Origin of the sequence: Streptomyces sp. AP-93 (assembly GCF_022808175.1) — a bacterium.
Lineage (GTDB): Bacteria > Actinomycetota > Actinomycetes > Streptomycetales > Streptomycetaceae > Streptomyces.
Map to the genome: position 1 here is coordinate 234356 of NZ_JALGBX010000007.1, position 12175 is coordinate 246530.

The following is a 12175-nucleotide window of genomic DNA, read 5'->3' on the forward strand; positions in this document are numbered from 1 at the left end:
CGGATGCAGCAGGGAGTGGGAGGCGGGGGCTGGGAGCCGCCGGGGAGTCAGCACCCGGCGGCGCCCCCGCAGCCGCCGGTGCCGCCGGTGGCGGGCTGGCCCATGCCTCCAATGCCTCCCATGCCCTCCGGGCACGCCCCGCCCCTGGCCTCGCCGGGGCCCCCGGACGGGTTCACCGGGCACGTCCCGCTGCCGCCCGCCGCTCCCGGCACCGGCGGCGCCACCCTCGCGGTCCTGCTGATCGGCCCCGCGGGCGCCGGCAAGACCACGGTGGCCCGCCACTGGGCCGGCACCCGGCCCGTCCCCACCGCGCACATCAGCCTGGACGACGTACGGGAATGGGTCTGCTCGGGCTTCGCGGATCCGCAGGCCGGCTGGAACGACCACTCCGAGGCGCAGTACCGCCTCGCCCGCCGCACCTGCGGGTTCGCCGCCCGGAACTTCCTGGCCAACGGGATCTCCTGCATCCTCGACGACGCGGTGTTCCCGGACCGGCCGGTGGTGGGCCTCGGCGGCTGGAAGCGCCATGTCGGGCCCGCGCTGCTGCCGGTCGTCCTGCTGCCCGGCCTGGAGATCGTCCTGGAGCGCAACGCCGCCCGCTCCGGGAACAGGCGGCTCTCCGACGAGGAGGTCGCGCGGATCCACGGCCGGATGGCCGGCTGGTACGGATCCGGGCTGCCGATCATCGACAACTCCCACCTGGACGTCGAGGGCACCGCCCGCGCCCTGGACGAGACCCTGGCCCGCGTCATCTCCCAGCCGGCCTACTGAACAGTCGGCCTACTGAACCCCCGCCCGCGGCGCCCGCCGGGCCGGGCCCGGCCCCCGTCCGGCTGCGCTCACCAGGCCGGATGCGCGCCGCGCTCGTAGGCTCGGAAACATGTCAGACGTGTACGCGGCCCGCCGGGGCCTGCTTCGCGACCGCTGTGCGGCCGCCGGAAACGCCGCCGCACTCATCACGCGTCCGGCGAACGTCCGCTACCTCTCCGGGGCGTCGCCGCTGGGCGCGGTCCTGCTGCTCGGTCCGGGGAGTACGGACATGCTGTTCTGTGCCGGGCAGCCCACGGGGGAGGCCGACGAGGGACGGCTCGACGAGAACCTACGGCTCTCCGTGCTGGCCGGCCCCGGAGCGGATCCCGCCGTCGCGGCGGCCGACGCGGCCTCCGCGGCCCGCGCCGAATCCCTCGCCGTCGAGGAACACCACCTCACCGTCGGCCGGCACCGGGCGCTCGGCTCGGTGGCGCCCGGGCTGCGCCTGGCCGATCTGGGGACCGCCGTGGAACAGCAGCGCCTCGTCAAGGACGAGGAGGAGATCGCCTGCCTGCGGATCGCCGCCGAGATCGCCGACCAGGCCCTCGGGGAGCTGCTGGAATCGATCCTGGTGGGCCGCACCGAACGGCACCTCGCGCTGGAGCTGGAACGCCGGCTCGTGGACCACGGGGCCGACGGCCCGGCCTTCCCGACCTCCGTCGGCACCGGCCCGCACTCCGGCCGCTCCCGGCACCGGCCCTCCGACCGGCGGGTCGAGGAGGGTGATTTCCTGTCCGTCTGCCTCGGCGCGAACTACCGGGGCTACCGCTGCGAGATCGGCCGCACCTTCGTGATCGGCACGACCCCCGCCGACTGGCAGATCGAGCTGTACGAGCTCGTCTTCGCCGCCCAGCGGGCGGGCCGGGAGGCCCTGCGGCCCGGGGCCGCGTACCGCGATGTGGATCACGCGGCCCGCTCCGTACTCGACTCCGCAGGTCACGGCGAGGCCCTCGCGGCGTGGACCGGACACGGTGTCGGTCTCGAAATCGACGAGGACCCGCAGCTTGCACCTACCGCCATGGGTAAACTGGACGCTTGCGTGCCGGTCACCGTCGAACCGGGGGTTCACCTCCCTGGCCGGGGTGGTGTCCGGATCGATGACACGCTCGTCGTACGCCCCGAGGCGGACGGCGGTCCCGAGCTACTCACCATTACGACCAAGGAGCTGCTCGCGCTCTAGCCCGCGTCGCCGGGCTGTGCGCGCACCCGTGGTCTTCCAGTGCAGGAGATTCCCACACCGTGGCTTCCACGAACGACCTCAAGAACGGCATGGTGCTGAAGCTCGACGGGGGCCAGCTCTGGTCCGTCGTCGAGTTCCAGCACGTCAAGCCCGGCAAGGGCCCGGCCTTCGTGCGCACCAAGCTGAAGAGCGTCATGTCCGGCAAGGTCGTCGACAAGACGTTCAACGCCGGCACCAAGGTCGAGACGGCCACCATCGACCGCCGCGACATGCAGTTCTCCTACATGGACGGCGAGTACTTCGTCTTCATGGACATGGAGGACTTCGACCAGCTGATGGTCGACAAGAAGGCCGTCGGCGATGCCGCCAACTTCCTGATCGAGGGCTTCACCGCCTCGGTGGCCCGCCACGAGGGCGAGGTGCTCTACGTCGAGCTCCCGGCCGCCGTCGAGCTGACGATCGAGCACACCGACCCGGGCGTCCAGGGCGACCGCTCCACCGGTGGCACCAAGCCGGCGACGCTGGAGACGGGCCACGAGATCCAGGTCCCGCTCTTCATCAACACCGGCGAGAAGATCAAGGTCGACACCCGCACCAGCGACTACCTCGGCCGGGTGAACAGCTAACCGTGGCTGCCCGGAGCAACGCGCGCAAGCGCGCTTTCCAGATCCTGTTCGAGGCCGACCAGCGCGGGGTCTCCGTGCGCGAGGTCCTCGCGGACTGGGTCCGCCACTCGCGGTCGGACACCGACCGTCAGCCCGCGGTGAACGAGTTCACCATGGAACTCGTCGAGGGGTACGCCGACAAGGTGGACCGCATCGACGATCTGATCGCCACCTACGCCGTGGACTGGGACCTCGACCGCATGCCGGTCGTCGACCGGAACATCGTGCGTCTCGGTGCCTACGAGCTGATCTGGGTCGACGGAACCCCGGACGCCGTGGCCATCGACGAGGCCGTCCAGCTGGCCAAGGAGTTCTCCACGGACGAGTCGCCCTCGTTCGTGAACGGACTGCTCGGCCGCTTCAAGGACCTCAAGCCGAAGCTGCGCCGCAGCGAGAGCTGATCGGCGCCGCCGGTACGGCGTGAACGGAGGGCCCGCAGCGCACACGCGCTGCGGGCCCTCCGCCGTACGTCCCGGCGGCGCCGGAGGGCGCGCCTGTACGGGCATGAAAAAGCCGGTGGGTGCCGGGAGCCTGTCGGCTCCCGGCACCCACCGGTAAACGTTTCTGCTGAGGCCTGGGGGACTAGATGTCCTCGTGAGCCACCGCACGACGCGCGTCCGCGTCCAGAACGCCCCAGCTGATCAGCTGCTCGGTCAGGACCGAGGGCGACTGGTCGTAGATCACGGCGAGGGTGCGCAGGTCGTCCTGGCGGATCGACAGCACCTTGCCGTTGTAGTCGCCGCGCTGGCTCTGGATGGTCGCCGCATAACGCTGCAGCGGACCGGCCTTCTCGGCGGGCACGTGGGCGAGGCGCTCCAGGTCCAGGCGCAGCTTCGGCGGCGGCTCGGCCGCTCCGCCGGGGGTCGTACCCGGCAGCAGTTCCTGCACCGGAACCCCGTAGAAGTCCGCCAGCTCGGCGAGACGCTGGACGGTCACGGCGCGGTCTCCGCGCTCGTAAGAACCGACCACCACGGCCTTCCACCGGCCCTGGGACTTCTCCTCGACACCATGGAGGGAAAGGCCCTGCTGGGTGCGGATGGCGCGGAGCTTGGCCCCGAGCTGTTTGGCGTATTCGCTGGACATAACGCTCCCGGACGCTGTGACGACATGACCACGTGCGGCTCCGCCGCGCGGCTGGTAACTCACTGTGAGGTTACGCAGCGTTACTTGGATGCGTCAAGCCGAATGGTCTCCAACGCCCACGTAAGAGGGGTCCTGGTCTGCCCCGATGCCAGGTCGCGGGAATCTCCCTGGTACCGTGGAAAACGTACATCCGACGTCCTTTAAGGTCCGTCCCGTGAGGCGGAGAAGGAGGTCCTTTTCATGGACACTCAGCACGACCGGCACGACCAGCAGGACCGGCAAACAGCTGCCGATGTCATGCGCCCCGTTCTCGAAGCGCAGGACATCGCCCGTGTTCTGACCCGCATCGCCCACGAAATCGTCGAACGCGCCAAGGGCGCCGACGATGTGGTGCTCCTCGGCATTCCCACCCGCGGCGTCTTCCTCGCCCGCCGGCTGGCCGCCAAGCTCGAAGAGATCACCGGTGCGAAGATCCCGGTCGGCTCCCTCGACATCACCATGTACCGCGACGATCTGCGGATGAAGCCGGCCCGGGCGATCGGCCGCACCGAGATTCCCGGCGACGACATCGACGGCCGCCTGGTCGTCCTCGTCGACGACGTTCTCTTCTCCGGCCGCACCATCCGCGCCGCCCTCGACGCCCTCGGCGACCTCGGCCGCCCCCGCGCGGTGCAGCTCGCGGTCCTCGTCGACCGCGGCCACCGCGAACTGCCGATCCGCGCCGACTACGTCGGCAAGAACCTCCCCACGTCGCTGCGGGAGAACGTCCAGGTCCAGGTCCAGGAGGAGGATGGCCGCGACGCCGTGCTGCTCGGCCAGCGGACCGACCGGGCAGCCGTCGGGCAGTAGCCCCCGCCGGCGGCCGGGCCCCTCGGGGTCCGCGCCGGAGTCTGCCCTGCCGCACCCCCAGCCAGCCCGTCTGCCCTCCCCACGGCTTGCCCTCCCCACGGCTTTGACCTCACCACGGCTTTGACTCACCGACTTACGGAGCACCCGGATGAAGCGCCACCTCATCTCGGCCGCCGATCTCACGCGCGACGATGCCGTCCTGATCCTCGACACCGCCGAGGAGATGGCCCGCGTCGCTGACCGGCCGATCAAGAAGCTGCCCACCCTGCGCGGCCGCACGATCTGCAACCTCTTCTTCGAGGACTCGACCCGGACCCGGATCTCCTTCGAGGCCGCCGAGAAGCGCCTTTCCGCCGATGTCATCAACTTCGCGGCCAAGGGATCCAGCGTCTCCAAGGGCGAGTCCCTCAAGGACACCGCCCAGACCCTGGAGGCCATGGGCGTCGACGCGGTCGTCATCCGCCACCACGCCTCCGGCGCCCCCTACCGCCTCGCCACCTCCGGCTGGATCGACGCCCCGGTGATCAACGCCGGCGACGGCACCCACGAGCACCCCACCCAGGCCCTGCTCGACGCCTTCACGATGCGCCGCCGCCTCGTCGGCAAGGACGCCGGACTCGGCAAGGACCTGAACGGCCGCCGGATCACCATCGTCGGCGACGTCCTGCACAGCCGGGTCGCCCGCTCCAACGTCCACCTGCTGCACACCCTCGGAGCCCAGGTAACCCTGGTGGCCCCGCCCACCCTGGTGCCCGTCGGCGTCGAGGCCTGGCCGTGCGAGATCTCGTACAGCCTGGACGAGGTACTGCCGAAGTCCGACGCCGTGATGATGCTGCGCGTGCAGCGCGAGCGGATGAACGCCGCCTTCTTCCCGACCGAGCGCGAGTACTCCCGCCGCTACGGCCTGGACGGCGCCAGGATGTCCCGCATGCCCGAGCACGCCATCGTCATGCACCCCGGCCCGATGGTCCGCGGCATGGAGATCACCGCCGAGGTCGCCGACTCCGACCGCTGCACGGTCATCGAGCAAGTCACCAACGGCGTCTCGATCCGCATGGCCGTCCTGTACCTGCTGCTCGGAGGCTCCGAGCCCGCCGTCACCACCACCAGCACGCCCCGCACCGAGGAGAGCAAGTAAAGATGAGCAAGATCCTTATCCGTGGCGCGAAGGTACTCGGTGGCGACGTCCAGGACGTCCTGATCGACGGCGAGACCATCGCCGCCGTGGGCACCGGCCTCGACGCCGGCGACGCGACCGTCATCGAGGCCGCAGGCCAGGTCCTCCTCCCCGGCCTCGTCGACCTCCACACCCACCTGCGCGAGCCCGGCCGCGAGGACTCCGAGACCGTCCTCACCGGCACCCGCGCCGCCGCCTCCGGCGGCTACACCGCCGTCTTCGCCATGGCCAACACCTTCCCCGTCGCCGACACCGCCGGCGTCGTCGAGCAGGTGTGGCGCCTGGGCAAGGAGTCCGGTTACTGCGACGTACAGCCCATCGGCGCCGTCACCGTGGGCCTGGAGGGCAAGCAGCTCTCCGAGCTGGGCGCCATGCACGAGTCCGCCGCCCGCGTCACCGTCTTCTCCGACGACGGCAAGTGCGTGGACGACGCCGTGATCATGCGCCGCGCCCTGGAGTACGTGAAGGCCTTCGGCGGCGTCGTCGCCCAGCACGCCCAGGAGCCCCGCCTCACCGAGGGCGCCCAGATGAACGAGGGCATCGTCTCCGCCGAGCTCGGCCTCGGCGGCTGGCCGGCCGTCGCCGAGGAATCGGTCATCGCCCGCGACGTGCTGCTCGCCGAGCACGTCGGCTCGCGCGTCCACATCTGCCACCTCTCCACCGCCGGCTCCGTCGAGATCATCCGCTGGGCCAAGTCCCGCGGCATCGACGTCACCGCCGAGGTCACCCCGCACCACCTGCTCCTCACCGACGAGCTCGTGCGCTCGTACAACCCGGTCTACAAGGTCAACCCGCCGCTGCGCACCGAGGCCGACGTCCTGGCCCTGCGCGAGGCGCTCGCCGACGGCACGATCGACATCGTCGCCACCGACCACGCCCCGCACCCGCACGAGGACAAGGACTGCGAGTGGGCCGCCGCCGCCATGGGCATGGTGGGCCTGGAGACCGCGCTCTCCGTCGTCCAGCAGACGATGGTGGAGACCGGACTGCTCGACTGGGCGGGCGTCGCCGAGCGGATGTCCTTCGCCCCGGCGCGCATCGGCAGCCTTCCGAACCACGGACGCCCCGTCTCGGCAGGTGAACCCGCCAACCTGACCTTGGTCGATACCTCGTACCGTGGTGTCGTGGACCCCGCACACTTCGCCTCCCGCAGCCGCAACACGCCTTACGAGGGCCGTGAGCTGCCGGGGCGCGTCACTCACACCTTCCTGCGGGGCCGGGCAACGGTCGTGGACGGGACGCTGGCGTGACACCTGCAGTAATCCAACTGGCCGCCGAGGCGACACAGAAGTCGGCGGAGGTGACGGACTGGGGCGCCCGCATCGCGTGGGTGATCGGTCTGCTCGTCTTCATCGCGTTCGTGTACTGGCTGATGCGCCAGGGATGGAAATGGCGCGGCACCCTGCAGAGCGATCTGCCGGAGCTGCCCGCCGCCCCCGGCGGTCTCCCCGAGCACCGGCTGGCCCTGACCGGCCGGTACCACGGGTCCACCACCGCCGGGCAGTGGCTCGACCGGATCGTCGCCCACGGACTGGGCGTCCGCAGCCGGGTCGAGCTCGCGCTCACCGACGCGGGCCTCGACGTGGTCCGTCCGGGTGCCACCGACTTCTTCGTACCGGCCGCGCAGCTGCGCGGCGCCCGCCTCGACAAGGGAATCGCGGGCAAGGTACTCACCGAGGGCGGTCTCCTCGTCGTCACATGGGCGCACGGCGACAGGCTGATCGACTCCGGATTCCGCTCCGACCGAGCGGCAGAACACGCCGCCTGGGTCGAAGCGATCAACGACATGAACCACTCAATCACCACGACGGAAGGCGCCGAACGATGACGACCTCCACCAGGGGAGCAGCCAAAACTCCCGCCGTACTCGTCCTGGAGGACGGTCGGATCTTCCGCGGCCGCGCCTACGGCGCCGTGGGGGAGACCTTCGGCGAGGCCGTGTTCTCCACCGGCATGACCGGCTACCAGGAGACCCTCACCGACCCGTCGTACCACCGGCAGGTCGTCGTGATGACCGCCCCGCACGTGGGCAACACCGGCGTCAACGACGAGGACCCCGAGTCCTCCCGCATCTGGGTCGCCGGGTACGTCGTACGCGACCCCGCCCGCGTCCCCTCCAACTGGCGCTCCGTGCGCTCGCTGGACGAGGAACTCGTCAAGCAGGGCGTCGTCGGGATCTCCGGCATCGACACCCGCGCCCTGACCCGCCACCTGCGCGAGCGCGGTGCCATGCGCGTCGGCATCTTCTCGGGCGAGGCCTGGGAGGGCGTGCGCGACGCGGCGCTGCTGGCCAAGGTCCAGGCCGCCCCGCAGATGAAGGGCGCCAACCTCTCCGCCGAGGTCGCCACCAAGGAGACCTACGTCGTCCCCGCGATCGGTGAGAAGAAGTTCACCGTCGCCGCCGTCGACCTCGGCATCAAGGGCATGACCCCGCACCGGATGGCCGAGCGCGGCATCGAAGTGCACGTGCTCCCCGCCACCGCCACCGTCGAGGACGTCTACGCGGTCGCCCCCGACGGCGTGTTCTTCTCCAACGGCCCGGGCGACCCGGCCACCGCCGACCACGCGGTCTCCGTCATGCAGGGCGTCCTCGCCCGCAAGACCCCGCTCTTCGGCATCTGCTTCGGCAACCAGATCCTGGGCCGCGCGCTCGGCTTCGGCACGTACAAGCTGAAGTACGGCCACCGCGGCATCAACCAGCCGGTGCAGGACCGCACCACCGGCAAGGTCGAGATCACCGCGCACAACCACGGCTTCGCCGTGGACGCGCCCCTCGACAAGGTCTCGGAGACCCCCTACGGCCGCGCCGAGGTCTCCCACGTCTGCCTGAACGACAACGTCGTGGAAGGCCTCCAGCTGCTCGACCAGCCGGCCTTCTCCGTCCAGTACCACCCCGAAGCGGCTGCCGGCCCGCACGACGCCGCGTACCTCTTCGACCGCTTCACGTCTTTGATGAACACCGCCCAGATGGAGGCCGATCGTGCCTAAGCGCACCGATATCCAGTCCGTCCTGGTCATCGGCTCCGGCCCGATCGTCATCGGCCAGGCCGCTGAGTTCGACTACTCCGGGACCCAGGCCTGCCGCATCCTCAAGGCCGAGGGCCTGCGGGTGATCCTGGTGAACTCCAACCCCGCCACGATCATGACCGACCCGGAGATCGCCGACGCCACGTACGTCGAGCCGATCACCCCCGAGTTCGTCGAGAAGATCATCGCGAAGGAGCGCCCCGACGCGCTGCTCCCGACCCTCGGCGGCCAGACCGCGCTGAACACCGCCATCTCCATGCACGAGCAGGGTGTGCTGGAGAAGTACGGCGTCGAGCTCATCGGCGCCAACGTCGAGGCGATCAACAAGGGCGAGGACCGCGACCTCTTCAAGGGCGTCGTCGAAGCCGTCCGCGCCAAGATCGGCTACGGCGAGTCCGCCCGCTCGGTCATCTGCCACACGATGGACGACGTCATCCAGGGCGTCGACACCCTCGGCGGCTACCCCGTCGTCGTGCGCCCCTCCTTCACCATGGGCGGCGCCGGCTCCGGCTTCGCCCACGACGAGGAAGAGCTGCGCCGCATCGCCGGCCAGGGCCTCATGCTCTCCCCGACCACCGAGGTGCTCCTGGAGGAGTCCATCCTCGGCTGGAAGGAGTACGAGCTGGAGCTGATGCGCGACACCAAGGACAACGTCGTCGTCGTCTGCTCCATCGAGAACTTCGACCCGATGGGCGTCCACACCGGCGACTCCATCACCGTCGCCCCGGCGATGACGCTCACCGACCGCGAGTACCAGCGGCTGCGCGACATCGGCATCGCGATCATCCGCGAGGTCGGCGTCGACACCGGCGGCTGCAACATCCAGTTCGCGATCGACCCGGTCGACGGCCGCGTCATCGTCATCGAGATGAACCCGCGCGTCTCGCGCTCCTCGGCGCTCGCGTCGAAGGCCACCGGCTTCCCGATCGCCAAGATCGCCGCCAAGCTGGCCATCGGCTACACGCTCGACGAGGTCCCCAACGACATCACCGAGAAGACGCCGGCCTCCTTCGAGCCGTCCCTCGACTACGTCGTCGTCAAGGCCCCGCGCTTCGCCTTCGAGAAGTTCCCGCTCGCCGACGCCACCCTCACCACCACCATGAAGTCGGTGGGCGAGGCCATGGCCATCGGCCGCAACTTCACCGAGGCCCTGCAGAAGGCCCTGCGCTCGCTGGAGAAGAAGGGCTCGCAGTTCACCTTCGTCGGCCCCACCGGCGACAAGGAAGAGCTGCTCGCCACCGCGGTCCGCCCCACCGACGGCCGCATCAACACCGTCATGCAGGCCATCCGCGCCGGCGCCACCCAGGAAGAGGTCTTCGAGTACACGAAGATCGACCCCTGGTTCGTCGACCAGCTCTTCCTCATCAAGGAGATCGCGGACGAGCTGGCCGCCGCCGACAAGCTCTACCCCGAGCTGCTCGCCGAGGCCAAGCGCCACGGCTTCTCCGACGCCCAGATCGCCGAGATCCGCGGCCTGCGCGAGGACGTCGTCCGCGAGGTCCGCCACGCGCTCGGAGTCCGCCCGGTCTACAAGACGGTCGACACCTGCGCCGCCGAGTTCGCCGCGAAGACCCCGTACTTCTACTCCTCGTACGACGAGGAGTCCGAGGTCGCCCCGCGCGAGAAGCCCGCGGTCATCATCCTGGGCTCCGGCCCGAACCGCATCGGCCAGGGCATCGAGTTCGACTACTCCTGCGTCCACGCCTCCTTCGCCCTCAGCGACGCCGGCTACGAGACCGTGATGGTCAACTGCAACCCGGAGACCGTCTCCACCGACTACGACACCTCCGACCGCCTGTACTTCGAGCCGCTCACGCTCGAAGACGTGCTGGAGATCGTCCACGCCGAATCGCTGGCCGGCCCCATCGCCGGTGTCATCGTCCAGCTCGGCGGCCAGACCCCCCTGGGCCTCGCCCAGGCCCTCAAGGACAACGGCGTCCCCGTCGTCGGCACCCCGCCGGAGGCCATCCACGCCGCCGAGGACCGCGGCGCCTTCGGCCAGGTCCTCGCCGAGGCCGGCCTGCCCGCCCCCAAGCACGGCACCGCCACCACCTTCGCCGGCGCCAAGGCCATCGCCGACGAGATCGGCTACCCCGTCCTCGTACGCCCCTCGTACGTGCTCGGCGGCCGCGGCATGGAGATCGTCTACGACGAGGACCGGCTGTCCTCCTACATCGCCGAGTCCACCGAGATCTCGCCGACCCGCCCCGTGCTGGTCGACCGGTTCCTCGACGACGCGATCGAGATCGACGTCGACGCCCTCTACGACGGCACCGAGCTCTACCTCGGCGGCGTCATGGAGCACATCGAGGAAGCCGGCATCCACTCCGGCGACTCGGCCTGCGCCCTGCCCCCGATCACCCTCGGCGGCTACGACATCAAGCGCCTGCGCGCCTCCACCGAGGCCATCGCCAAGGGCGTCGGCGTCCGCGGCCTGATCAACATCCAGTTCGCGATGGCGGGTGACATCCTCTACGTCCTGGAGGCCAACCCGCGTGCCTCCCGGACCGTCCCCTTCACCTCGAAGGCGACCGCCGTCCCGCTCGCGAAGGCCGCCGCCCGCATCTCGCTCGGCACCACCATCGCCGAGCTCCGCGAAGAGGGCATGCTCCCGAAGACCGGCGACGGCGGCACCCTGCCGCTCGACGCGCCGATCTCCGTCAAGGAGGCCGTCATGCCGTGGTCGCGCTTCCGCGACATCCACGGCCGCGGCGTCGACACCGTGCTGGGCCCGGAGATGCGCTCCACCGGCGAGGTCATGGGCATCGACTCCGTCTTCGGCACGGCGTACGCCAAGTCGCAGGCCGGCGCCTACGGCCCGCTGCCCACCAAGGGCCGCGCCTTCATCTCCGTCGCCAACCGCGACAAGCGCACGATGATCTTCCCGGCGCGCGAGCTCGTCGCCCACGGCTTCGAGCTGATGGCCACCTCCGGCACCGCCGAGGTCCTGCGCCGCAACGGCATCAACGCCACCGTCGTGCGCAAGCTCAGCGAGGGCGAGGGCCCGGACGGCGAGAAGACCATCGTCCAGCTCATCCACGACGGCCAGGTCGACCTGATCGTCAACACCCCGTACGGCACCGGTGGCCGCCTCGACGGCTACGAGATCCGTACGGCCGCCGTGGCGCGCGGAGTCCCGTGCCTCACCACGGTCCAGGCGCTCGCCGCGGCCGTCCAGGGCATCGACGCGCTCAACCGCGGCGACGTGGGCGTCCGCTCGCTCCAGGAGCACGCGGAGCGGCTGACGGCGGCCCGCGACTAGGTCCCGCCAGGATCGAAAGCCCGCACGGCCCGTAGAGGGGAGGGGGACACCGTCCAGCGCGATGCGCGACGGTCGTCCCCCTCTTCATGAGCTTCACGAGCGCACAAGGGAACCCCTGCACG

General features: G+C 70.4%; 11 protein-coding genes. 10 read left to right on the forward strand and 1 reads right to left on the reverse strand.

Annotated features, from left to right (window positions below):
• The first annotated feature begins 3 nt into the window (after nt 1-3).
• The 4 genes from MTF69_RS14495 to nusB all read left to right on the forward strand — a co-directional run bounded on the left by MTF69_RS14495 (nt 4) and on the right by nusB (nt 3056).
• A complete protein-coding gene (locus tag MTF69_RS14495; RefSeq protein ID WP_243334324.1) occupies nt 4-771 on the forward strand; it encodes an AAA family ATPase in 768 nt (255 codons plus the stop codon).
• 109 nt (nt 772-880) lie between these two features.
• On the forward strand, nt 881-1990 hold the full coding sequence (locus tag MTF69_RS14500) for an aminopeptidase P family protein (protein WP_243334325.1): 1110 nt from the start codon (nt 881-883) through the stop codon (nt 1988-1990).
• A 59-nt stretch (nt 1991-2049) separates the two neighbouring features.
• The gene (gene efp / locus MTF69_RS14505; RefSeq protein ID WP_243334327.1) at nt 2050-2616 is read left to right on the forward strand and encodes an elongation factor P; all 567 of its coding nucleotides are present in this window, start codon (nt 2050-2052) and stop codon (nt 2614-2616) included.
• Nucleotides 2617-2618: 2 nt separating this feature from the next.
• Nucleotides 2619-3056: a transcription antitermination factor NusB gene (nusB, locus tag MTF69_RS14510; RefSeq protein ID WP_214948214.1), complete on the forward strand. Its 438-nt coding sequence runs from the start codon at nt 2619-2621 to the stop codon at nt 3054-3056.
• Nucleotides 3057-3237: 181 nt separating this feature from the next.
• Here nusB and bldD read toward each other — a convergent pair whose 3' ends face one another.
• Complete coding sequence (bldD, locus tag MTF69_RS14515) at nt 3238-3738, reverse strand: transcriptional regulator BldD (RefSeq protein ID WP_069929708.1); 501 nt, start codon at nt 3736-3738, stop codon at nt 3238-3240.
• 240 nt (nt 3739-3978) lie between these two features.
• On the opposite strand from bldD, the gene pyrR reads away from it, so the two are divergent.
• From pyrR to carB, 6 genes are all read left to right on the forward strand, one after another.
• The gene (gene pyrR, locus MTF69_RS14520; RefSeq protein WP_279345750.1) at nt 3979-4587 is read left to right on the forward strand and encodes a bifunctional pyr operon transcriptional regulator/uracil phosphoribosyltransferase PyrR; all 609 of its coding nucleotides are present in this window, start codon (nt 3979-3981) and stop codon (nt 4585-4587) included.
• A 148-nt stretch (nt 4588-4735) separates the two neighbouring features.
• Nucleotides 4736-5725 carry an aspartate carbamoyltransferase catalytic subunit gene (locus MTF69_RS14525; protein ID WP_243334330.1) on the forward strand — a complete coding sequence of 330 codons (990 nt, stop codon included), beginning with the start codon at nt 4736-4738 and terminating at the stop codon, nt 5723-5725.
• A gap of 2 nt (nt 5726-5727) precedes the next feature.
• On the forward strand, nt 5728-7014 hold the full coding sequence (locus MTF69_RS14530; protein ID WP_243334332.1) for a dihydroorotase: 1287 nt from the start codon (nt 5728-5730) through the stop codon (nt 7012-7014).
• Nucleotides 7011-7592 carry a hypothetical protein gene (locus tag MTF69_RS14535; protein WP_243334334.1) on the forward strand — a complete coding sequence of 194 codons (582 nt, stop codon included), beginning with the start codon at nt 7011-7013 and terminating at the stop codon, nt 7590-7592. Before MTF69_RS14530 ends, MTF69_RS14535 begins: the two co-directional genes overlap by 4 nt.
• Nucleotides 7589-8752, forward strand: coding sequence for a glutamine-hydrolyzing carbamoyl-phosphate synthase small subunit (gene carA / locus MTF69_RS14540; protein ID WP_243334336.1), 1164 nt, complete (start codon nt 7589-7591; stop codon nt 8750-8752). The genes MTF69_RS14535 and carA overlap by 4 nt, the downstream gene beginning before the upstream one ends.
• Nucleotides 8745-12053 (forward strand): carbamoyl-phosphate synthase large subunit, encoded by a 3309-nt coding sequence (gene carB / locus MTF69_RS14545; RefSeq protein ID WP_243334338.1) that lies wholly within the window; start codon nt 8745-8747, stop codon nt 12051-12053. The genes carA and carB overlap by 8 nt, the downstream gene beginning before the upstream one ends.
• Nucleotides 12054-12175: the final 122 nt, after the last annotated feature.

Coding starts and splice junctions, on each gene's coding strand:
- MTF69_RS14495 (WP_243334324.1), top strand. CDS start 4: ATGCAGCAGGGAGTGGGAGGCGGGGGCTGGGAGCCGCCGGGGAGTCAG.
- MTF69_RS14500 (WP_243334325.1), top strand. CDS start 881: ATGTCAGACGTGTACGCGGCCCGCCGGGGCCTGCTTCGCGACCGCTGT.
- bldD (WP_069929708.1), bottom strand. CDS start 3,738: ATGTCCAGCGAATACGCCAAACAGCTCGGGGCCAAGCTCCGCGCCATC.
- pyrR (WP_279345750.1), top strand. CDS start 3,979: ATGGACACTCAGCACGACCGGCACGACCAGCAGGACCGGCAAACAGCT.
- MTF69_RS14525 (WP_243334330.1), top strand. CDS start 4,736: ATGAAGCGCCACCTCATCTCGGCCGCCGATCTCACGCGCGACGATGCC.
- MTF69_RS14530 (WP_243334332.1), top strand. CDS start 5,728: ATGAGCAAGATCCTTATCCGTGGCGCGAAGGTACTCGGTGGCGACGTC.
- carA (WP_243334336.1), top strand. CDS start 7,589: ATGACGACCTCCACCAGGGGAGCAGCCAAAACTCCCGCCGTACTCGTC.